The sequence below is a fragment of the Mediterraneibacter sp. NSJ-151 genome, assembly GCF_022487435.1.
In the GTDB taxonomy this organism is placed as follows: Bacteria; Bacillota; Clostridia; order Lachnospirales; family Lachnospiraceae; genus Schaedlerella; species Schaedlerella hominis.
In genome coordinates this window covers 72,427-93,962 of sequence record NZ_JAKVPP010000013.1, presented here as the reverse complement: position 1 = coordinate 93,962, position 21,536 = coordinate 72,427, and the positions used below count along the sequence as shown (strand labels likewise).

29 protein-coding genes are annotated in these 21,536 nt (G+C 47.9%); 10 read left to right on the top strand and 19 right to left on the bottom strand.

Annotation, left to right across the window (positions count from 1 at the left end; all coding sequences use genetic code 11):
* Positions 1-3 precede the first annotated feature (3 nt).
* The 3 genes from LQE94_RS12610 to LQE94_RS12600 are packed head-to-tail and all read left to right on the top strand — an operon-like array spanning position 4 to position 2,565.
* A complete protein-coding gene (locus LQE94_RS12610) occupies positions 4-1,449 on the top strand; it encodes an ABC transporter permease (protein ID WP_240577877.1) in 1,446 nt (481 codons plus the stop codon).
* Between the two features lie 11 nt (positions 1,450-1,460).
* Complete coding sequence (locus tag LQE94_RS12605) at positions 1,461-2,093, top strand: ABC transporter ATP-binding protein (RefSeq protein WP_240577876.1); 633 nt, start codon at positions 1,461-1,463, stop codon at positions 2,091-2,093.
* Complete coding sequence (locus LQE94_RS12600) at positions 2,071-2,565, top strand: winged helix-turn-helix domain-containing protein (protein WP_087282377.1); 495 nt, start codon at positions 2,071-2,073, stop codon at positions 2,563-2,565. Before LQE94_RS12605 ends, LQE94_RS12600 begins: the two co-directional genes overlap by 23 nt.
* A gap of 37 nt (positions 2,566-2,602) precedes the next feature.
* Here LQE94_RS12600 and LQE94_RS12595 read toward each other — a convergent pair whose 3' ends face one another.
* The 8 genes from LQE94_RS12595 to ligA all read right to left on the bottom strand — a co-directional run bounded on the left by LQE94_RS12595 (position 2,603) and on the right by ligA (position 8,471).
* On the bottom strand, positions 2,603-2,836 hold the full coding sequence (locus LQE94_RS12595; protein WP_240577875.1) for a hypothetical protein: 234 nt from the start codon (positions 2,834-2,836) through the stop codon (positions 2,603-2,605).
* Positions 2,837-2,842: 6 nt separating this feature from the next.
* Positions 2,843-3,511 carry a macro domain-containing protein gene (locus LQE94_RS12590; RefSeq protein ID WP_240577874.1) on the bottom strand — a complete coding sequence of 223 codons (669 nt, stop codon included), beginning with the start codon at positions 3,509-3,511 and terminating at the stop codon, positions 2,843-2,845.
* Between the two features lie 20 nt (positions 3,512-3,531).
* Entirely contained in the window at positions 3,532-4,263 is a 732-nt protein-coding gene (locus LQE94_RS12585; protein WP_227061053.1) for a YodL domain-containing protein, read from the bottom strand.
* A 66-nt stretch (positions 4,264-4,329) separates the two neighbouring features.
* Complete coding sequence (locus LQE94_RS12580; RefSeq protein WP_087317598.1) at positions 4,330-4,776, bottom strand: LPD11 domain-containing protein; 447 nt, start codon at positions 4,774-4,776, stop codon at positions 4,330-4,332.
* Between the two features lie 15 nt (positions 4,777-4,791).
* A complete protein-coding gene (locus tag LQE94_RS12575; protein ID WP_240577873.1) occupies positions 4,792-5,298 on the bottom strand; it encodes an NADAR family protein in 507 nt (168 codons plus the stop codon).
* Between the two features lie 77 nt (positions 5,299-5,375).
* Positions 5,376-5,624 carry a hypothetical protein gene (locus LQE94_RS12570; protein ID WP_054353166.1) on the bottom strand — a complete coding sequence of 83 codons (249 nt, stop codon included), beginning with the start codon at positions 5,622-5,624 and terminating at the stop codon, positions 5,376-5,378.
* 3 nt (positions 5,625-5,627) lie between these two features.
* The gene (locus LQE94_RS12565; RefSeq protein ID WP_240577872.1) at positions 5,628-6,317 is read right to left on the bottom strand and encodes a DUF3990 domain-containing protein; all 690 of its coding nucleotides are present in this window, start codon (positions 6,315-6,317) and stop codon (positions 5,628-5,630) included.
* 156 nt (positions 6,318-6,473) lie between these two features.
* Positions 6,474-8,471, bottom strand: a complete 1,998-nt coding sequence (ligA, locus tag LQE94_RS12560) for an NAD-dependent DNA ligase LigA (protein ID WP_240577871.1) — start codon at positions 8,469-8,471, stop codon at positions 6,474-6,476.
* A 412-nt stretch (positions 8,472-8,883) separates the two neighbouring features.
* Between ligA and LQE94_RS12555 the strand changes: the two genes are divergently transcribed.
* The 7 genes from LQE94_RS12555 to LQE94_RS12530 all read left to right on the top strand — a co-directional run bounded on the left by LQE94_RS12555 (position 8,884) and on the right by LQE94_RS12530 (position 12,878).
* Entirely contained in the window at positions 8,884-10,158 is a 1,275-nt protein-coding gene (locus LQE94_RS12555) for a DNA polymerase Y family protein (protein ID WP_240577870.1), read from the top strand.
* Between the two features lie 13 nt (positions 10,159-10,171).
* Positions 10,172-10,489: a hypothetical protein gene (locus LQE94_RS12550; protein WP_240577869.1), complete on the top strand. Its 318-nt coding sequence runs from the start codon at positions 10,172-10,174 to the stop codon at positions 10,487-10,489.
* Entirely contained in the window at positions 10,489-10,818 is a 330-nt protein-coding gene (locus tag LQE94_RS12545) for a hypothetical protein (protein ID WP_240577868.1), read from the top strand. The genes LQE94_RS12550 and LQE94_RS12545 overlap by 1 nt, the downstream gene beginning before the upstream one ends.
* A gap of 10 nt (positions 10,819-10,828) precedes the next feature.
* The gene (locus LQE94_RS12540) at positions 10,829-11,410 is read left to right on the top strand and encodes an SOS response-associated peptidase (protein WP_240577867.1); all 582 of its coding nucleotides are present in this window, start codon (positions 10,829-10,831) and stop codon (positions 11,408-11,410) included.
* Positions 11,411-11,425: 15 nt separating this feature from the next.
* Positions 11,426-11,560: a hypothetical protein gene (locus LQE94_RS16255; RefSeq protein ID WP_276312750.1), complete on the top strand. Its 135-nt coding sequence runs from the start codon at positions 11,426-11,428 to the stop codon at positions 11,558-11,560.
* A gap of 10 nt (positions 11,561-11,570) precedes the next feature.
* Positions 11,571-11,936: a hypothetical protein gene (locus tag LQE94_RS12535; RefSeq protein ID WP_240577866.1), complete on the top strand. Its 366-nt coding sequence runs from the start codon at positions 11,571-11,573 to the stop codon at positions 11,934-11,936.
* A 447-nt stretch (positions 11,937-12,383) separates the two neighbouring features.
* Entirely contained in the window at positions 12,384-12,878 is a 495-nt protein-coding gene (locus LQE94_RS12530) for a GNAT family N-acetyltransferase (protein WP_087202393.1), read from the top strand.
* A gap of 336 nt (positions 12,879-13,214) precedes the next feature.
* On the opposite strand, the gene LQE94_RS12525 is transcribed toward LQE94_RS12530, so the two are convergent.
* From LQE94_RS12525 to LQE94_RS12475, 11 genes are all read right to left on the bottom strand, one after another.
* A complete protein-coding gene (locus tag LQE94_RS12525; RefSeq protein ID WP_240577865.1) occupies positions 13,215-13,475 on the bottom strand; it encodes a hypothetical protein in 261 nt (86 codons plus the stop codon).
* Positions 13,472-14,077 (bottom strand): hypothetical protein, encoded by a 606-nt coding sequence (locus LQE94_RS12520; RefSeq protein ID WP_240577864.1) that lies wholly within the window; start codon positions 14,075-14,077, stop codon positions 13,472-13,474. Before LQE94_RS12520 ends, LQE94_RS12525 begins: the two co-directional genes overlap by 4 nt.
* Before the next feature lie 14 nt (positions 14,078-14,091).
* A complete protein-coding gene (locus tag LQE94_RS12515; RefSeq protein WP_240577863.1) occupies positions 14,092-14,631 on the bottom strand; it encodes a hypothetical protein in 540 nt (179 codons plus the stop codon).
* Positions 14,628-15,197, bottom strand: coding sequence for a hypothetical protein (locus tag LQE94_RS12510; RefSeq protein WP_240577862.1), 570 nt, complete (start codon positions 15,195-15,197; stop codon positions 14,628-14,630). Before LQE94_RS12510 ends, LQE94_RS12515 begins: the two co-directional genes overlap by 4 nt.
* Positions 15,194-15,442, bottom strand: coding sequence for a hypothetical protein (locus LQE94_RS12505; RefSeq protein WP_106789418.1), 249 nt, complete (start codon positions 15,440-15,442; stop codon positions 15,194-15,196). The genes LQE94_RS12510 and LQE94_RS12505 overlap by 4 nt, the downstream gene beginning before the upstream one ends.
* Positions 15,443-15,449: 7 nt before the next feature.
* Entirely contained in the window at positions 15,450-15,986 is a 537-nt protein-coding gene (locus tag LQE94_RS12500) for a sigma-70 family RNA polymerase sigma factor (protein ID WP_240577861.1), read from the bottom strand.
* Positions 15,987-16,001: 15 nt separating this feature from the next.
* Positions 16,002-16,529: an AbrB/MazE/SpoVT family DNA-binding domain-containing protein gene (locus tag LQE94_RS12495; protein ID WP_204931442.1), complete on the bottom strand. Its 528-nt coding sequence runs from the start codon at positions 16,527-16,529 to the stop codon at positions 16,002-16,004.
* Positions 16,530-16,612: 83 nt separating this feature from the next.
* Positions 16,613-17,299: a hypothetical protein gene (locus tag LQE94_RS12490; RefSeq protein ID WP_240577860.1), complete on the bottom strand. Its 687-nt coding sequence runs from the start codon at positions 17,297-17,299 to the stop codon at positions 16,613-16,615.
* Between the two features lie 23 nt (positions 17,300-17,322).
* On the bottom strand, positions 17,323-19,440 hold the full coding sequence (locus tag LQE94_RS12485; RefSeq protein WP_240577859.1) for a nitric oxide reductase activation protein NorD: 2,118 nt from the start codon (positions 19,438-19,440) through the stop codon (positions 17,323-17,325).
* A 4-nt stretch (positions 19,441-19,444) separates the two neighbouring features.
* Positions 19,445-19,696, bottom strand: a complete 252-nt coding sequence (locus LQE94_RS12480; RefSeq protein WP_240577858.1) for a helix-turn-helix transcriptional regulator — start codon at positions 19,694-19,696, stop codon at positions 19,445-19,447.
* A 19-nt stretch (positions 19,697-19,715) separates the two neighbouring features.
* Positions 19,716-21,530 (bottom strand): AAA family ATPase, encoded by a 1,815-nt coding sequence (locus tag LQE94_RS12475; RefSeq protein WP_240577857.1) that lies wholly within the window; start codon positions 21,528-21,530, stop codon positions 19,716-19,718.
* Positions 21,531-21,536 lie beyond the last annotated feature (6 nt).

Below are 21,536 nucleotides of genomic sequence, written 5' to 3'. Positions count from 1 at the left end.
ACGATGAACTTATTTCAACGGGCAATTCGTTCCTGTTTTAGAAAGCCGGTTAAAAGTCTGCTGCTTCTGCTTGTAGTTTGTATCATCAGTCTGCTTTTCCTGTCTGGTATGGCAAGCCGTTCTGCAAACATTGCTACGAAAGACAGTACACGGCAGGCCATCGGCGCAGGATTTTTACTGGAATATAATCCAGAAAACAGAAGCCAACGATTGGAAGAAGCCTGTAACAAGATATTAGAACTTAATCCGGACGGCCAGGGAAGTTATGGTGGAGTACATCAGGAAAAAATTACTGTTAATGGTTCTGAAAATTGGAATGTAACAACGGATAATTCTTTTGAGTCGTTAAAATCAGACGATATTGAAAAGATTGCTGCTGTGGAGGGAATTGCCGACTATAATATAACGACGGTTCCCACAGCAGTGAAACAGGCAAACTTTGAACGGATTGAAGATGCCAGCGTGGATCAGACCAATGATTTTCAAGGTGTGGCCCTGATCGGTAACCGGGTTATGTCAATGGACGCCAATGTCCTCAGTGGCAATGTCACCATCCTGGAGGGACGGATGACAACAAAGGATGATACAAATGTTTGTGTCATTTCCGAAGATTTGGCAGAAAAAAACCAGCTAAAGGTCGGTGACCATCTACAATTTCACTCAGTAAAAGCGGAGGAACCCGTGCAGGAGGCAACGATTGTAGGAATCTATCAGGTAAAAGAACAGATGAAACCTTATATGTCCGGTGATACGTACCGTTCCGAAAACGTTATTTTCACGGATTTACATTTTCCTGAGAAGGTGGAGCAGGATGATCCGCTGTATGAAAAGGCTTATTTTAAAGTGACAAATGTGGATGATTACGATGCGGTAAAGGAGGCCATCAAGAAAACGGATATTAACTGGCAATGGTATGATTTGATCGACAACAACGGAAATCTTGACACAATGGCTTCCAACTTCAATGATTTGGAAAAAATCAGTAACACGCTGCTTCTGGTCGTGACCGGAGCAAGCTTTGTGATCCTGTTTTTGATTTTTATTTTCTGGATCAGGAACAGAACAAATGAGATTGGCATACTTTTGTCCATTGGAATTGCAAAGGGAAAGATATTTTTGCAGATTTTAACCGAAGCTGTTCTGATCGGAGTTTTGGCGCTTGCACTTTCGTTCCTGATTGCTCCGGCAGTTTCCAATGCCGCTGCTGATTATCTGGTGGGTCAGCAGGCACAACAGGCCGAATTGCAGGATGAAATGGATACGGGCAAAGTTGCCACCGATTATCAGGCGCCGGAACTTACCGTCACGGATGTAGAAACAGAGATTACCTCTACTATGCTGCTTGCAGATAGTCTTAGCGTAGGTGTCTTGATTGTTTTATCTACAGGTGCGGCAAGCGTCCTGATTTTCCGCAAGAACCCGAAAGATATTTTAAGCGAAATGAGTTAGGAGGAATGGAAATGATTTTAGAGGCGAAAAATGTCTTATACTCTTATAAATCGAAGCGGGATAAAATAATTCTGAAAAATGTATCTGCCACTTTTGAGGAAGCTACGTTCTATGCGATTGTCGGTTCCAGTGGTTCAGGAAAAACCACATTCCTTTCCCTTTTGGCGGGCTTGGATAACCCGGTATCAGGAGCCATTCTTTATAATGGAGAGAATATTCGTAAAAAGGGGCTGAATTATCACCGGAGGCACGATATCTCTCTTGTTTTTCAGAACTACAACCTGATCGATTATTTGACAACGGAAGAAAATGTGAAGCTAGGTGGAAAGAAAGATGCAGAGAAGCTATTACAGGAAGTCAGTATTCCAAGGGAAGACTGGAAGCGGAATGTGCTGCAGCTTTCCGGTGGTCAGCAGCAGCGTGTGGCGATTGCCCGTGCTTTGGCAAGTGAAGCCAAGGTGCTCTTAGCGGATGAACCCACTGGAAATTTGGACGAGGATACGGCAGGGGAAATTATTGAATTGCTAAAGAAAACTGCACACGAATTGGGAAAAAGTGTAATTGTGGTGACTCATAGTAAACTACTTGCAGAAGAGGCAGATAAAATTTATGAAATAAAGAATGGCAAATTGTGTACAGAGTAAGGGCTGCAATCTATATGAACCCGTTAGAAAAAGTTATTTGATTGGAGATGGGAATATAGGATATATTTTACTCGCAGAATTTGATGATACAGAAAAGGCTATTTTAAATGAAATTATGGCTGTATTAAAAAGATATTCTGCTAAGTATAAATGTGAGGAAGAGAACATAAGAAAGATCGTTTTTCGTGGGCTTGTTATTTATCCAGATCAGCGGAGGATATTAGCAGCGGAGAATGAAGTATTTCTATCACATTATGAGTTTGATATCTTACTGCTTCTTGTAAATCATCCAGGCTGGGTATTTACCAAAGAACAGATCTATGAAGCAGTCTGGGATGACATCCCTGTAAGTGTGGATGCCAAGGTTGAGTGTATGATTTACAGCATCCGGAAGAAGTTTCGGGAGTATACTGACAGGCAATACATTCGGACTGTCTGGGGTGTAGGCTACAAATTCGATCCGGAAACATAGAAAGGAGCCGTCCGTGAGGGCGGCTCCAAGTCATTTGTTATTTGCTTTTCTTCTTCGGACACCATGCCGGAGAGGTCTTTAGCGGAACCTCATCGGACCAGGCCTTTCCATAATCCAGGAATCCTGGATCTTTCGACATTCTATGTTCCTGAAAATAATCAAAAATATAATGCTGATCCGGATGCTTACAGCGAAAAGATGCCCGGCTGTTACCGTAGGGACGAAAGGAATTGCAAAATTCACATTCACTGCATTTTATCTTTTCTTTCATATTCGATTACCTCATTATTCTATTCGGATTGCCTGAGTACATAAGAGCTTGCGCCACGCTGATCTGAAATGTCTCTTCAAACCAGTGCCAGATTTCTTCCCGGTGTGTTCCAGCTGAAAATCCGTGCCAGGCTTGCTCAATACATTCTGTTTCCGGGTTCATAGGGATGTCTCCAAATTCTGTCCAGAGACGCCGGATGCTGTCCGGCAGGTACAGGATGGTAAGGGTAAAGCAAGACTCAGAAAACAGAGGCATAAGGATACGGCTGTAGACCGTCTCCCAGTTACCGCCTGCAAGCCCGCATCCCAGATAACCGGGAATGGCAATCTGCGATAATTCCCGCTGTGCTGCCAGGAACATCATGGCAGTCAGGCTCTGTCTCAGTGCTGCATAATCGGTATCTAATCCTCTGCCTGTGGGAATATTCTCGGCAAACAGATGCGCTACATACTGAGTGGTGCCGGTATCCATCCGCAGCATCAAAGAGCAGGATCCTAAAAGTTCCTCTTTATTCTTCCTGCAAAGCTGCTGATATGCTCGATACTGTTCTGCCGTCAAAATACGATGCCGGATCTGCCTGGCTACGCCTGCCCCCATAACACCCTGGCAGTTGACCTGGTGGGCGATAATGGCAACATCAGAACGAAGCAGATCCCCTTTCCTTTCTTTGATCATAGATTTTCCTCCATTTGTTTTTAAAGATATTCATAGGTTACATTTTGGCTCTGGCACCATTCTTCCACCAGATTCAGGTTTAGCGGGCTGTGTGTTGGGTGCTTGGAGATCCAAACCGAAGGGTTAGGGCTGTGATACCATAAATCTTCCGGAGCCGGCCCTTGCGTATCCTCGAACAGAAGGACAGCAGGACGCTCCAGAAATTCTTTCTGCCGTGCGGATAACCCTTCCTTCTCCCGGTAACGGAGCCGGTAGCCGAGCTGGCACTGACTGTATTTGCAGCGTTGGAGCTGGACCTGGATACAGGGATGAATAGAAATTCCCCCGTTATCCATATAGGCCAGATAACCGGGCTTGGACCGATTGACCTGCTCAAAAGGGATATTGTCATGGTTCTGAACTGGCAGCATGGCGTTTTCCTTCTGAAATGCTATTTGAGAAAAACCAAATGTATCACAGAAATAGAAACGGCTTTCTCCCGGTGAGTGCTGTATTTCCAGAATGTCAGAGACTGACATGGAATGTCCGGTGAAACCGATCTTTTCCAGATAGCGGGCATCCGCTTCATCTTTGCGGTTGAATGTCCGGTAGATTTCTTCCAGTGTGGCGACTTCCGTTTCTCCGCAGAATACGGATTCATAAATTTCTGCAGGCGGTGATGGATACCCGGCTTTTTGAAAATAGGAAAGGGGCATAAACATCAGCCTGTCCTGATCCAATTCCGGGATGATCTGATAGATCGTTATTTTCATAAGACATCGTCCTCCTTTGCCAAAGAAGGACCTCCCTGGTTGGAAGATCCTTCGTAATCATTATGGTTATTCGTTACACAATTCTTTTTCATAGTTCAGGAGCTGCTCCCAGGTCAGCCATTCCGGTTTCCCGTCAGCAGGAAGCTCCTTCCACAATTCTTTCATACGGTCAATATGATGCTGCGGATCACTTTCGGATAAGATGGTAACGCTCCGGTTCCCGTAGCCGAGAAAATATTCGCAGTCACGCTGCATCCGGCTTAACATCATATACTGGAACTCATACGGGGATCTTCGGAACGGTTCTGACTCAAAGGTATATTCCTGCTGGATGTGGGATACTGGCTCCCCATCCAGGTCATTCCTCGTAGTAGAATACAAGTCCGGGGTTTCGGATTTCCCCAGGTTAAGGTCTTTCCAGAACTGTCCGTACTGATCCTCATAAGTTGGACAAGAAAAATCATCTATGCCGATGAATTTCAGCGTCAAGACCGTCTGTTTCTTTTCTTCCATAGTTCATTCACCTCGTTATGCAATCTCATTTTCCATTCCCATGCTCCATTTCAGCTTTTCACGCACGTCCATCAGGATAAGCCCTAACTGGTTTTCCCCATGGCCGTTGACCTTGCTCCAGAAGTAATCGCCCCAGGTATTGCCTTCCTCAAGAACACTGTTTCCTGTGGCAATCAGGGCATCCCGCAGCTCAGGGTTCTGCATGAATTTACACATACAGATTTCATACATCAGGGAAATCTTTACCTTATCCCAGTCCGGGCGCAGCGTGAGGTTCTTTCCACGCTTTTTGGCTTCTGCCGGATTGTGCAGGCGGAAAATAGAGAATTGCTGCTGCTCTTTCGCGCAGCAGGTCTTCTGGGCCTGGAAAGCGGCTTCATTATTGGCGTAGGTCTGCCCCATGTAGGTAACAGGAGCCGGATAAAAATTACTGAGAAATGCGTATTTTCCTGTAAAAGAGGAGATGACATTCCTGTGAGTTTGTTTATGGATAGTTTCTTTTGGTTGATCATTGGATTTCATGCACATTCCTTTCCGCACAAAAAAAGGAACCGCCTATCCTATAGGTAGTTCCCTTCTTAAACAAAGTGCTTAAATCTTCAGTTTGTCTGTAATTCTTTTTGTTCCTGTTCTTCGTAGAACCGGTCTGCGATATAGCCCGCTGACTCCGCCCAAAGCGTATTCTCGGTATTCTGCAGAGCCTGATACGTCTTAGAATGGTAAAAGGCTCCGGCGGCATCCTGGAAAGAAAGATGGCTCCGTTCCTTGATGATGTCGATCACATCCCGGATCTGGATACACAGGTTCATCGTGATATCTTTGTTATTAAAAAAATATTTTCCTTCCATAGTTTACGAAACCTCCCTTCGGGATTCCAGTGTCAGGTGTTCCAGGGCAAGGGGCGTATGGAAAGACACCTGGTTGTTGACTTTATTATAGCGAAGCCTTTCCACTGCTTCCTCGGCTTTTAAAATACCTGACAGGTATAACTGCACAGTCTCCATTGTATTGTCGTCTGCAACAGGCCCTACGACCACATCATAAGCGTGCTGGATGCCGCCTTTCGTGCGGTTTTCTTCGATAAACTCCAGCCACTCCCGATCCAGAGCAGCAAAGTGCTTGATCTTCAGGTCCTCTGTCTGGTGGAACAGGTAACGGTAAACATATCTGCCGCCTTTGTGGGAGCGCAGATAAAGACGTTTGGCCCATTCCTCCGCCTGGCTTTCCAAGACGGTACAGTAAAATCCCCGGCCAAAGTCACGGCGATTATGGGATTTTCCCAGGTCAATCTCATCAAATGCGATGTTGGAACCGTGGTAAAGTACCAGTTCCAGAGCATTTTCTTTGATGATTTCCTCCACATATTGAAAAGTCTCTTCCATATCTAACTGATGAAGCGTTTCGTGCTGTATCAGAATTTTTTCAAAAACCTGATGCTTACAGAAGAGATCAAAGACGTCCCCTTCAGACAGATGATGCTTTTGTGCGTAATACTCGACTGCTTGTACAGATAAGATTTCCACATCGGATTGAATACTCATACTCATCATTGCCTCCATTTGCCTCTATTATACCCAAAGGAAACGGGATGTTCAACGTAAAAAAACAAGCGTATCTGCCCTTTCCATACTGCCAGACAGGTAATTTTTGGAGAAGCTGCTTGTCAGGCAGCTTCCCCAAGTGGATCATGTACAATCTTATGCAATCATTGCTAAAAACTCTGCTTCTGACAGGATCGTGACGCCAAGAGCCTGGGCTTTGGCCAGCTTACTGCCAGCTTTTTCCCCGCAGATCAGGTAGTCGGTCTTTTTGGATACCGAGCTGCCCGGCTTTGCGCCAAGCGCCAGGATCTGGTCGTTGATCTCTGAGCGGGTAAAGTTTTCCAGCTTTCCGGTTGCTACGATAGTCTTTCCTGCAAATTCAGTATTTTTTGCCATAGTGGTTTCTTCCTTTCTTTCTTCAAATATAAATTCTTTCTGTAACGTGTCCCAGAGCATCAGATTTTCTTCATCCGCAAACCAGTCGTGAATGTTCTGGTCCAGTGTGGCGCCAAAATCCTCTAACTGTGTGAAATCATAGTCATCGGTGGCAGCCGCCCGGAAGGCATCCAGACTGCCGGAGAATACGGTATCCAATACCCGGCTTTTTGTACGGCCTACCATGGGAATATCCATGCTGATCAGATAGCGGACAAAGGTGGTGCTGCGGCTGGCCTGGATTGCGTTCCAGAGCCGGTCAAAGGATTTTTCCCCGAACCCTTCCAGCCGGATGATTTCTTCCCGGTGCTGATCCAGATGGTAGATGTCATGGAAGGTCTGAAGGTATCCCAGATTCAGGAATTTCTCCAGGGTAGCCTCACTTAACCCTTCAATATTCATGGCTTTCCGGCATACGAAATGGACGAATTTTTTCAACTGCTGGCTTTCACAGGAGGGATTGCTGCAGTGTACGGTTTCAATGATCCGTCCTTTTTCTCCTTTTTTTCGATGGAGTTCTGTCGAAGCGCCGCAGCACGGGCAGATAGCAGGGGCTGCATCCCGGTAATGTCCACGGTCCAGGTTCTCCTCTACATGGGGAATGATCATGTTCCGTTTGGATACCAGGATACGGCATCCCGGCACCAGCTCCAGTTCCCGGATAAAGGTGAGGTTATGAAGCGTGGCTCTGGATACCGAGCATCCGTCTATTTCCACGGTGTCAAAGACTGCCACAGGTGCCAGTTCCCCGAAACGGGAGGGCGTCCATTCAATACTCTGGAGAACGGTTTCATAGGTTTCGTCCTCAAATTTGAAAGCAAGTCCGTCCTTGTAGTGGTGTCCGGTTCTTCCGCAACTTGCGGAATACGCCAGGTCATCGAAGATCAGTACCATTCCGTCAATGGGAAGATCCAGTGTTTCTGCCTTCTCCTTCAGGTCCTGGATACGAAGCTCCAGATATTCCGGCGAAATCTGATCCGGATTGAGGGGAATATACGGGCAGGAACCAAAGCCCAGTTTTGATAACTGGTACAGACGTTCCTCCCGGCTGTTGCTGTTTTCTCCCTCGTCCAGTCCTTCCAGTACGTTGAAGGGAAGGAAGGTGACACAGCGGCCTTTACAGTTCTCCGGATCCAGGCTCCGTACAGATCCGGCAGCCAGGTTCCGGGCGTTTTTATAAGGTTCCCCGTTCTTGTCCCGGAGTGTGGTATTCAGCCGTTCAAAATCCTTTCTGTGTATGAAGGCTTCCCCGGTGACAACCAGCCGCTCTTTATAAGAGATAGCGAGTGGTACATTCTCAAAGGCGGGAATGTTATGGGTGATATCTTCCCCGATCTCCCCGTCTCCCCGTGTGGATGCCTCTGCCAGTCTGCCGTTTTCATAGGTGAGTTTTACCGTAAGGCCATCCAGCTTCAGCATAAGCAAAGCTGCGTGATCGCCACAAAAACGGCATAAATCTTCCACCTGCTTTGTCTTATCCAGGGACAGAAGCGGATGGGGATGTGGTACTTTCTCTAGTTCGCTGACGGGTGGGTAGCCTACGGTCTGGGTTGGGGAATTGGAGTAGATGATCCCTGTTTCCTTTTCCAGACTTTCCAGCTGCTCGTACAGCCGGTCATACTCCGCATCGGAGATCTCCGGTGCGTTCAGGTTATAGTAGGCGTGCCGGTGCCGGTTGAGCGTCTGAACCAGTTCCTTGATCTTGTCTGCTGTATTCATTGTTCTGTTTCTCCTTTCTGTTACCATGTCCATCCGGAGCATTGAAAAACAACCCTCCTTTCCCATGTTCAGGCATAAAAAAAGAGAATGACGCAAAATGTTCATTCTCTGACAGCGTGCAGTTCTCTGCAAAATAAAAAAAGCCAGAAGGTACTGCCTGATGGCAGAGTATCCCTCTGACTGATTACAAACCTAAACAGCGTGTGATAAATCCTTTCCGGATAGACACAAAATATATGGTACAAATTTAGTATAACACTAGATATAGTGGTGGTCAAATAAAAAATAGCTTTACACACCTATATATAGCATAACAAATAAGCAGCATCCCTTTGTACGTCAGGTTTTGACAGAAAAATCCTCTTGACGAAAGAACGTATGTTCGCCATAATAAGAGAAAAAGGAGGCGAACATGGGTTTGGAAAGAAGAAACGTTATTTTTCATATTGATGTAAATTCCGCATTTCTGAGCTGGGAAGCTGTTTACCGCCTCCACCATTTAGGCGGGAAGGAGGATCTGCGGGAAAAAGTGTCTGCTGTTGGCGGTGATATGGCAATGCGGCACGGAATTATATTGGCGAAATCCATTCCGGCCAAAAAGTTCCATATAAAAACGGGAGAAACTATTCTGGAGGCGAAACAGAAATGTCCGGAGTTGATCCTGGTTCCGCCTAACTATGGGCTATATGAAAAGTGCTCCAAGGCATTTATGGATATCCTGCGCCAGTATTCTCCAACCGTAGAGCAATACTCGATAGACGAAGCCTTTGTGGATATGACAGGTACGGAAGGACTCTGGGGCGATGCGGTGACGGCAGCATATAAGATGAAAGATCAAATCCGGGATATGCTGGGATTTACCGTCAATATCGGGATCTCGGAGAACAAGCTGTTGGCCAAGATGGCATCGGATTTCCAGAAGCCAGACCGGGTGCATACGCTTTGGCGGGAAGAAATACCGGATAAGATGTGGCCGCTTCCGGCGAGTGATTTATTTTTTGTGGGTAGGGCGACTGCCAAAAAACTGTTTAACCTGGGGATCCATACCATAGGGGAACTGGCCCATGCAGATCCACATCTGTTGAAAGTCCATCTGAAGAAGCATGGGGAAGTTATCTGGGCCTTTGCCAACGGGATGGATGTGTCCGTGGTGCAGTCTGAAGCCCCGGCCAATAAAGGATACGGGAACTCCACCACCATTGCCTTTGATGTAACGGATGCGTCCACTGCGAAGCTGGTGTTGTTGGCGTTGGCGGAGACCGTGGGAACCAGACTGCGGGCGGCAAAAGTTCGGGCGGAAGTGATTGCTGTGGGAATCAAATCTCATGACCTGCGTTATGCCAGCCACCAGATGACGCTGCGGAACACTACGAACATTACCATTGAGATCCATCGCTGTGCCTGCCAGCTTTTTGATGAGCTATGGGATGGGACAGCCATCCGGCATCTGGGGATCCACACCAGCCGGGTAAAGGACGGAATCAATATACGTCAGTTAGATATGTTTGACACGACAGATTATGAAAAGCTGGAGAAAATGGATGCTGCGGTGGACCGGATCCGTGGACGGTATGGGATTGACTCGGTGAAGCGGGCGGCATTTGTGGGTAGCCCGATTGATCATATGTCAGGCGGTATTTCCAGAGAAAAAAGGACTGTTGATTATAAGAAGATTGGGGTAAAATAGGAGGTGGAGATCTATGAGCATGGGGATTGGAACGAACGCCCAGAACCCGGATGAGGGCGAGCTGAAAAGAAAAATGAAGGAAATCGCCTGTTCTGTCTGGTATACGAGCAAAGGCAGAACAATTCCTATGATGTTCAAATATCAAGATGAGGAAGGCGTAATTCGTAAAGTTACGCATATTCATGTGCGGAAACAGGCGGAAAAATTTTATTGCGGCATTCCTATTCAGGAGTTCTGCTGTAGTACAGTGGTGAAAGAACGGGAATATCTATTTCGGTTATATTATTATCCGGAGTCGCATTGTTGGAAGGTAAGTTGGGGAGAGGAATAGTGAATAAGCATATTTTAAAATTTCCAGAGGAGGGATTAAAGCAACTGCAGTTTTTTATGGAAGGACTAAGCTTTCCTGTGGCAGTTGCTGCATATACAGAACAGGATATTGTGAAGATCTCTTATCTGGTCCGGCTGCTTCAGAGAGGTGATATTCATAGCACCTATGCACTGTGCATCTGGTGTATCCGTCAGGGGATCATTTATCAGATATTGTTTCGTTTTTCTTTTAAAGCGATGATTAGGAATCCTGTTCGTACCTATGATTATTTCCGGCTCCAGAGATTGCTGAAGAAATGCAGGGAACAAACACTGGGAAAGCCGAGATAAGGAGAAGAAAATGTGTGGACGTTATTATGTGGATGATGAGACGGCAAGGGAGATTGAGAAGCTGGTACGGGATCTGGACAGGAAATTGCAGATAGAACGCACTGGTGATGTTTTTCCATCGCAAAAAGCTACAATAATAAAAGGGCAGGAGCACCATCTTGCTACAGAACAGATGAGATGGGGCTTCCCAGGGTTCGAGAACGGAAAGCTGCTGATCAATGCAAGGGCAGAGAGTGCCCTGGAGCGCAGAACCTTCCAGGACAGTGTGCAGCATAGGCGCTGCATCATTCCGTCCAGAGGTTTTTACGAATGGAATAAGAGCAAGGAGAAGTTCACATTTGAACGAACAGATGCTCCAGCGCTATTTATGGCAGGATGCTATAACCGATACGAGGATGAAGAAAGGTTCGTGATCCTTACAACGGAGGCAAACTCTTCTGTGACGCCGATCCACAACCGGATGCCGCTGATCCTGGAGCCGGAGGAGTTGGAGGACTGGGTACTGGATGACGGGGCGACAGAATATTTGCTGCATAAGACGCCGGTACTGTTAAAGGCTCGTGCTGAGTATGAACAGATGCGGTTGTTTTAATGAGGTTTGTTTGGTATGAATACTTGTAGAAGTGGCTATGTTTTTACGAAAAATGTTCTGACCGGAAGATGTTTTGCCAGAACAGATAAGTATAATATACTCTATGCAGCGTCTGTACAGAGAAGTCGGCTGCTTAGAGTATTTTTGTAAGGAGGAATGAATGATGTACACACAGGAACAAAACAGAGAAGTTGAAAAGGTTATGAAAGCGTTTGCTGATTACATTCGGGATACCCAGCATTTTGATCTGTTATGGTCAGATAAGGTTGGATATGTATTCCTTGACGGGATTTCTGAGGAGCACGATGACTTCTGCATGGCGCCGATTATTCTCCGGGATGGTGAAACGCTTTGTGAGGAAATAATCTATCACATCGCTTGTGATGTAATGGAAGAAAAGGGAAAATCCCATGACCTGCGTTTATGCGGTCCGGTAGAACGGGAAGAAATCCAAAAGCGGCTGCTACCATATCTGCGACAGCTTCCGGAATATGAACATCTGGTGGAGGGACTGTTTGAAAAGTAGCAGTCTGAAAAATACAAAAGGAGCTGTCCATTGGGGCGGCTTCATTCTATTTTATAAAACGGATGCTACTGATCTTAGAGCATGAGCAGCTGCGGTTGTTTTAATGAGGTTGCTGTGGTGTTAATGGAAAGAATTTGGTATAATTGAGATATCAACAAATTGGAATTTGTGGAGTTGGCTGTCATCGGGATAATTTAGCCTGATTTTTCAAAACTGAATATCAGCTGTCCACCGGTGACACCGCCCGGCAGGAAATCTTTGAAAGGTTTCCTGCTTTTCTTATGCCATTTTTTAGAAAGGAGGGACAACAATGGAGTAAACAAAGTAATGTAGCAACCCCCTGTCGTTATTCATCAAGTATTTACAAAACTCTGCTATGCTTATCTTGATGAATGAGGTATAATCAATCTGGCAATAAATTAGAAGTCAAGTTGGAGGAACAAATTTATGATACGTCCTTTATCAGAAAAAGATTATAATATAGCGATTAGTATAGTAAATACGAATTGGAAAAGGACATATTCAAATTATGTAAATCCACTTTTGCTAAATGAAATTGGCTGTAAAGAACGTGCAGAAGAACTAAGGCATGACTTTCAATCAAAACGGTTGTCGGAATATGTTTGGGAAGAACAAGGCCAGATATTAGCTCTATTATCAATAGGTGATACAGCAGATATAGATAAAAAAGGAGCTTTTGAGATTTGGCGTATTTATGTAAGGCCAGAAGCACAAGGACATAATATCGGTAGCAAATGTATTTTATTTGCTGAACAAGAAGCTAAAAGACAAGGTTATCAAGAAATTGTTATATGGGCATTTCAGGAAAATACGACCGCCATCTCATTTTATCAAAAGAATGGTTATGTGATCGATAAAAACGAATATTTGGGTGAGCCGTATTTAACATTTGGAATACGCTTAATAAAAACTCTGATGTAACTCTTTTGTTATCAAGAAATGGACGCAACAGAAAATCGAATTTCTCACTACTTCATTCAACAAATCCTAAATTGTCTTGGAAAAGGGGATTTATTTCTCTTGTCAAAGATGTCTATAAACACTCTAAGCAGTATAAATTGCAGCTGCTTAGAGTATTTTTGTGCGAACAGAAAGAGCAGTAAGAGACGCATTAAAAGAATATTTTAGCAGTAAAGATAAAGAAGACTAATCTGTTTTTGAAGAATAGTAGCCTGCAAACGTAAAAAGAGCCGTCCATAAGGGCGGCTCGATGTCATTTCATCCAGTTAGGCTTATCAGTTTGGTCTGACAGAAATCTCAAACAGAGGGAGCCGGCTGTTCTTCGGGAACCTTCAGCTCCAGTTCTGCAATCTGCCATTCCATCCAGTCGCCATGTACAACCGCAGCAGCGGACCAGCCTTCCAAAAAACTGTATTCCCGAACTGAATCATCCTGTTCCACTCCATCTAGGGAGCTTTCATAGGCAGTTTTCATTGCTGTGTACACTTCCTCATAGTCGGTGCTGACTATGGGATCGATCAGTCCGTCCGTAAAGCCGTGTAATACATAAATCTTCATCTGTACAGATCCTTTCTTATAGATTTTGGGTAGGGATTGATAAACGAGTGGATGAACACACCCTGCTCATCTAAAGTTTCAACCAGTATTTCCAGCGTCTCAGCTTCATATCCAAGATCCCGGAAATGCTGAAGGAGTACATTTTCAGAAGAAAAGGTATCTCCATATTCTAATTTTTCCCAGAGAACCAAACCGCTGGGCGTAACAACAGATGTATCGCCGGTCACGCAGTATCGGTCAGAAAATGCAATCCCGTCATCATCGGTATTAAAAAAGATCCCGCAGCCTGGTTCTATACTTTCCATGACAAATTGGATCCCGTAGGCTGCCGCAAGTGCTGTATAGGCATCATGAAGCGGTCTCCATGCGGTATCTAAGGAAAGCTGGACCGCATGATCCGTCCGTTCCATGGCGACAACAGTTCGTCTCAGGTTGATCCCCTCCGTAGAAAGTCCCGCATGGAGAAACAACCGTTCTATCTGTCCCAGATCATCTTTATAACCGGGAGTAATGGAGGCCTGCAGATCTTTCCAGAGAGCCTCAATTCCCTCTGTATTGTCATCTGAAAAAAAGTACACATCGTCACAGCAGATATTTGCCATCAGTCATCCTCCTTTCAGGCGGTCTCCTTTTCACGTCTGGGCCAGGTAATATGGCACTCACATTCGGTCAGCTCCGGATCGTGCGCTAAGGCTTCGTACACGGCCTCCCGCTCTTCAGCGGAATCATATTCTTTATCCAGTTTGATGACTTCTGCCTGAATCGAGGGAGCGTTTGTATAAGAAGCGGTAACAATGCCGTCCTCCATGACCAGCACCACACGGGGCGCCGGTTCTGTATGCGGGCGCAGTTCACCGTTTAGAATCTGTTTCTCGATTGCATCGATCACGTTCTCCATCGTAACATGGTAGGAAACATTGATGTCTGCCTGTTTCTCATACAGTTCATAGGCTTTGCACAGGATATCTGTCTCATGTTCCAGCGTCTGATAGGGAAGGTTACAAAGCCCGGTTCCTTCCGTGCGCCGTTCTTCGCAGCACTCAATAAAATCCTGGAAAAAGCAATGCTTTTTGTAGATTTCATGGGCTTGCCGTAGCTGTGGCAAGGTCAGGGCGAAGACAAGCTCCTGCGGTATTTCATTTCTGTCTATTATCATAGCGTTTGTTCTCCTTTCTGAAGGAGGGCTGCGCCTGGTAGCACAGCATCCTCCTGTTTCCTGTAAATCAGTAATGTTCCCCGCAGATCCAGCGGCTGGTCTATCCATCCCCCGTCCTGGTAGATCTGTCTGGTCAGGGTATTATAGATGACCGGCGTTTTTTCGATATCCGCAAGGTCAGCCACCAGACAGGTTTCCCGGTCAATATAGGGCCAGAGTGCCGCTTCGATCTCTTCCCGCAGCTTCAGTGCCATCCGGTGGATCTTCGACACGTCATAGTCTCTGGTCAGGCTTTTTCCAATCTCCTTTGGAATCCGGGAGCGGTCAATGGCAGCCTGTACCACAGCTGTCTGTTCATCCAGAGAAAAATTCGGATTGATCAGAAGGTGGTGGCAGGCGACCAGAAGGACAAATTCCTGGACGCTTTCCCGGATCTGCGCCTTCAGCTCCTCATAAGGAATACGGTATACGCTCTTTAAAGTTTCCAGAGGAACCCGTTCCCGGTTGAGCTTCAGGGTGGAGAGCAGCTTTTGCAGGCTGCTCCCCCGTTCATAAATATCAGTCAAGCGCACATCACCTCAATCTCTGCCGGACGGCGAGCATAGGTCAAATAGTAAACGGTGTTTTCAGTTTCAAATACGACACCGTCCTGCGATACCTCCAGGATCTGCTGGACCAGGGAAGTAGACAGGGACCGGGAGCCTGTTAGGATCCAGGCCCGCTCGTGCAGACGCAGGGGCAGGCTGAGAGTGGCGGTCAGATGGATCTGTGTCTTTTTTACTGGCATAGCCGTGATTTTTTCATTCGTCATAAAAGAGTCACACCTCCATTCCATCCAGACTCCGTACTTTTCTGCGGAGGCGGTAGAACCGGCTGTGTACCCCGTGGGATGTAATATTACAGATCTCGGCAATTTCGTGGTAGGTGTAGCCGTCCGCCTGCAGATGGACCACCTGGCGCTCTTTCGGCGTCAGATAAGCCAGAAGCGCCAGCAGGCGGTTCCGGTCATCCATTGCCTCTGCCAGACGTTCCTGCCGGGTAGGAAGGAAAGCGTCCAGTTCAGTGGTATCTTCCTGGTACTCCTCCAGATAAGCCCGGCGCATGGGACGGTTCTGTTTCTTCCATTCTGTTGCCAGTGCATCCCGCATGGCGATGCGGGCAATGGTGGAGAAGCGGTACTGCTGAAGTTCCGGTTTCTCCAGATAATCCTGTACGGCCTCCAGATAGCCAAAGACTGCGGTATCGTAGTAATCTTCGATATTCAGGCGGCGTCCGTTCAGATACTGATAGATAAAATCGTGATGTTTCTCTGCGAAAATTCTCTGTTCTTCTGTTAATGGGTGCAATGCTTTCATAATCATTCGTCCTTTCTATTCATTCGGTTTGCATTTACGGGTAATCATGTTTGCTATCAGGCGTGTGCAGTTACACTCGGCGCCCGATAAGCACCGTCCTGGCTCCGGGATCAGCAATAGCGCTGCTTTTTTAGAAGCCAGAGCTAAAGTGACCGGAAACAGTGCGGCAACCTTCCGGGAGCAGTTGGGAACTGGCGGGCAGAGGCCTGATTGAGAAAACATTTCTCTGCCCTCCTCGATAAGAGAGCGCAGTTCCTCTGTGATCTGTGCGCCTTCTGGCAGATAGCAGCCTTTGGATGCCAGGATGCAGTCAGTGCTGCTGATGGCAAGCCCGCAGCGGATGTTCTTATAGAGAGGCTCCAGGAAATCCCGGAGTTCTTTGGAACCGGTATTCCGGGGCGTACACTTCCGGATGCGGATCGTTGTCCCGTCCGTGGCAATCTCCAGGGTGCTGCCGCTGCGGATGCCTGTTTCTTTGCGGATATCCGCAGGGATGATGATGCGCCCCTGGGTATCCATGTTTCGTATCACGGCAATACTCATAAAAACCGTCCTTTCTCTTACGCCGGAACAGAAAAAGAAGCGGTGCTTCCGCTTCCTTTCCTGCATGGCTGTATCGAATTTTTCTATGCTGCGTATGGGTAAGGCTGCCGCTGCATCTGCTGGCGCTGTGCCTGCTGATTTGCGAGCATCTCTTTCCCGTTTGTGATCAGCGGCGGAGCAATGCAGTGTTCCCACTCGGTCACATACGCATCCACCCGCTTTAACAACAGGTAGAGATCCATGTCCGTAAGCTGAATGAAGGCAGTTTTGTCCATCTGGAAGCTGCCGGACTGCATATAGGAGCCACCGTTTCGATTCTGTACTTTGATCCCCCTTCCGTTGACAATCTGGATTCGCCACGGGTTCTTCATTTCCCTGCCGTCGGATGCCCGAGCGTGCCTGGAAATGGAAAACTGCTGTGCGGTGGAGTACCCGTACTGGTCGGGTTCCCCAAAGATCTTGCTGATACTCCATTCAAATTCCTGAAAGCCTGCGGTAAGACGGGTGAGGAAAAACTGCACCTGCTCCGGGCTTAAATGGAACCGGGTGATGATATTGCGTTCCCCGGTGCCGTTGGAATAATCCTGGATGGATACGCCGATGAGAGAGTGAACCTTATGGTTGTTCTCTGAGAACTCTCCCTTGGCGTGTATCTGTGCATAGCTGCCAGGCAAAGCGGCCCGCAGCCGGTCATGAAAAGAAATCAGTTTTTTGTCATTCTGGACCTTACAGATCTGGTCCGATGCCAGATTCTGATAAGACTGGCTCATAAGTTATCCCTTCTTTCTATGATTTATTTGAGGTACTGTTTAACGAGGAGCGTCAGGTTTTTCGGCAGGTCATCCAGACGGGTAATGTCCAGGAACCCTTCCTGATAGATGCGCTGGATGGCATCCTTGTCCTCTCCAATGGCTGCCGCAAACAGCACAATATTCTGTCTGGCGTATTCCTTCTTGATTCCCCGCAGGTCCGCCTCTGCCTCCGTGCCGCGATAACCGGTATCGGCTGGCTGACCGTCGGAGATCAGGATCAGAAGTTTCCGGTTCTCCGGTCTTTTCGCCAGATGCTCTGCAACAAAGCGGAGCGCTGCGCCGTCCCGGTTGCCGCTGCGGTCTATCATATCCATCAGCCGGTAGCGGTCATTCTCGTCCACAGAGTCAAACTCCGCATAGGAATAGAGGGCTACGCCCCGGTAATCCGTGGAGTGTCCGTAGATAGTCACCGGAATCCCCAGGCTGACACAGAAGTCATAAAGGACAATGGCTGTCTTTCTGGCGTGAGTGATACGGTCACCCCAGCCCATAGATCCGCTTTCGTCAATCAGGAGCCCCACTGCCAGCCGCTGTTCATCGGCTGGGAGCCTGGTTCGGATGAAGAAAGAACCGTCCTGGTGATGGAAGGAGCGCATATCCAGCCGCCGTCCATACAGAAGGTTCTTCTGCTTTCCGCCTTCCGCCTCCTCTTTTAAGAGGGGCAGTATGGAACTCTGCAGGCGCTTGGAAGCCCTGAGAAGAGGAGGTGCAACTTCCTCATACTGCCGGATCAGCCGGTCTGGGATGTCCTGTACCCGATGAATGGTCACATGGATACCGGCATGGGCATTTCCGTAATGGATATCATTTGCTGCTTTCTGTAATTCTTCTGTCAGCTGCTGTTCATAGGCTGCCTGCGCTTTTTCTGTTGCGGCTTCATTTAAGACACGGGCAATATCTGATGCCGCATCCTCATAGCCGGTGCCGGCATACTGGGATGCGTAGGTTACGCCCGGATCATTGCCGTCTAAAATAGCGCTGGTCTTGGCAAGGGCAATCCGCCCGCCTTCCTCCGCCATCACTTTTTCCGCTTCCATCAGGCTTTCCTGACGGCCTTTGGAAGAAAAGAAATCTGCGTCTTGCGGATCGGTGCCTGCGCCTCCTTTGGCGGCAGGGATATTTTTTACCTCTCCACCACCTTTTCCCAGAGGAATGGGCGTGCCGCCTGCAATCTGCTGATCCAGAAGATCCTGAAGCTCCTCTGTTGCTTCCGTTTCATCCTGGTGTTCCAGCTTCTCCCGCATTTCTTCTACCAGCGGTTTGATAAAGTCCCAGAACAGGACAAGCAGGCAGTTTGTCGCAGTCAGCCGTTCTTTGATCGATGGTGCTTCCAGCGCCGTGTCGATATACTCCATACCATCGGCCAGCACATCCAGGTATTCGCTGTCGCTGTGGAAGCGGTTACTGATGGTGCCGGACCGGCAATAGGCCAGAAGCAGGTTGGTGGCAATCGTAAACGGCTGGTAATCCCGGCTGAGCTGTTCGTGAAGATCCGGGATCTGCTCCAGCATCCGCAGGTTATTGAGCTGGATACCCTTTCGGAAGCTGCCGGGAAAGGCAGCGCACATCCTCGCTTCAATATAGATGTCTTCCAGGATGTTCTGAAGAGAAGCCGCACAGGTCTGCAAGGTCAGAGATACGGCCTTGTCTTTTTCCTGCAGGGCGTCCAGGATTTCCGTCTGGTTTTTCTGATAGGCCGGCAGTTCCACGGAAGGGTCTTCCGGGTAAAAAGAGCCGTTCCCCAGGTTTGTCAGGTAAAGGTTCCGGGTGGTGAAATCCGTAAACAGAAGATGTGCCGTCTCATGTCCGGTCATCCCTACCAGGCTCAGCGCCCGCAGGAAGCGGGACGGAAAGCTCTGGGTAACATGGTTTGCCGCATTCAGGTAGATCTTATAAGAGTCTGTGTAAGCCAGTGCCGCACCATCAGATTCGTCCCAGGAAATCAGTGCCTGCAGACCGTAGCAGTAACGCCCGGTAGCAGCACGTGCCTGGGAGGTCAGATACTGATGGAAGGCAGAGGACGTAAAAAATTCCTGATCGGTAATGGAAGTTTCCTCTTCCCGGATCATCTGCTTTAATTTTTTCTGGTTACTGTTCAAAATTCTATTTCCTTTCTGTGAGATTTTTTGTCAGCAGGTCTTCCACGGAGCAGCCGTAATAATCTGCCAGTTTCAGGACAGCATAGGCAAGCGGAGTGGCCCTGCAGTTTTCGTAATTCATAATGGTTTTTGGCGGCAGGTGTAAGATACGCGCCACCGTTTTTTGGGAAAGCCCGCCCTGAGATTTGCGTAAGTAGGACAGGTTTTTTGCAAGAAGTGCATACATTTCTGGTTCTGTAAGAGGCGTTTTACCCACTGAATCGCCTTCTTTCTTTTCAGGCCGGCAGGACCGTGTCCAGACAGCTTTCCTCAACCTCCGCGCGGCTGATCGCATCTGCCGTAGCGGAAGGCAGGATGGTGTAATGGGCAGCCTCCCGGATATCGCCGCAGACCATATAGGACTGCACCCAGGAAATCAGCTCCCGGACACCACAGCATCCATCTGTGATCAGGTTTTCCCGACAATATTCCGAGATGGATTGGACAATCCGTGCCATTGTCTGAACCGTTTTTTTCTCTTTGCAGCCGGTAATGCCAAGCACCCGCTCCACCAGTGTCTCTTCATCCGGCTCTATCAGGTCGATGAGCATACTCATACGGGAGAGTACGGACTGGTTTAAGGGCTTGCAGCCTGCATAGTCATTGTTGGTTGTCACGACGATCACCATATCCGGATGCCGTTGTACCGTCTCTCCGTTGGGGAGAAACACACTGTTGCATCGGTCCATCAGGGAGTTTAATCCCACCAGCACACCGGGATTTGCAATGACCGTCGGCTCCTGTACCTCAACCAAGTATCCGTTCCGTATTGCTTCCACCAGCGGCGTATCCACATAGCGGAAATGCTGCTGGCTGGTTTTGGCGGCATAGTATTCGTGCATTTCATCAAAAATGGTATCGATGAGCTGCTTGTAGACATCATCCTCGGAAACCGTTTCATCATAGGTTCCGGTCAGTTTTTCATAGGCGCTTGCCGGATCCAGCATGATATCCTGGAAAGACGGATACTGCCGCTCCAGGGCAGAGCGTTTCCCGTCTACATCCGGCAGGATCTGTCCAAGCAGATCAAATACCTCTGTATTTGCGGAGCAGGTCAGGCACCGGTAGGGAAGATGAAGCCCGGAAGCGATTGCCTTGGCTCCTTCCGTTTTTCCCGTGCCGGCGGGGCCACGAAGAAGAAAGTTCCGCATGGGCTGTACCGTATCCGTAGTGACTTTTGCGTGTTCACAGATCCGTTTGACTTCCTTCGGAATGATATACCAGTCCGGCAGTACCGGGACGGTCAGTTCCTCTTCCGGAGTCAGTACACGGGCAGGTGATAGGATATACTGTCCCACGAAATCTGCTTTCGCTATGACTTCCGCTTTTTTCTTAAAGGTGTTGCTGGGCCTCAGTACCTGGAAAGCCCCATGGATGATCTCCGTAGGCGTATAGGCTCCCGTTTGAAGAGCCAGCGGCTTCAGTAGCGGGATGACACCATTGGGAGCGATATCCGTGCGGATCCCTCCCGTTGGAAGCGTATCACTGTATCGGATCCGCCGGTAAGCATTGTCACAAAGGACAGCCGCCGTTTCTGCCGTCTCGTCCATGTCCGGATAACCGGCTGCACGGTATTCCTTTAACTGCTGGTATTTCTCATTGAACTCCTCATCAGAAAGAAAGGCAGGCATCAGAGCGAATAACAAAGCAGCTCCTGTATTTTCGGAATCTTTGAATACATATTTTTCCGGTTCGTTTTCCGTATCCGGCGGCATCGTGTATTTCCCGGCGGTAAATTTTCCGTTTGCTGGGTTATAGACTACGACGTGAAGCTCTCCGGTACGGCTGGGATACTCTGCCACTGTATAGGTATTGGTCTGACTCCCGATTGCCCCAAGTTCTTCCGGTGACTTCCCGTTTGCGGACTCCTCCAGTTCCATATAGGTCAGGACGGCCTGCAGCGTAGCCGCATGGAGCGTGCTTCTCTTTTGCGGCTGGGTACAGTATTTGGATGCGATGTTCTTAAACACGGCGTTATCCGTATAGTCTTTGAAAGGTTCCGGGAGCGTGCGCTGGAAGGTCCAGCTCTCCACTAATTTTCCACTTGCCATCGTTGC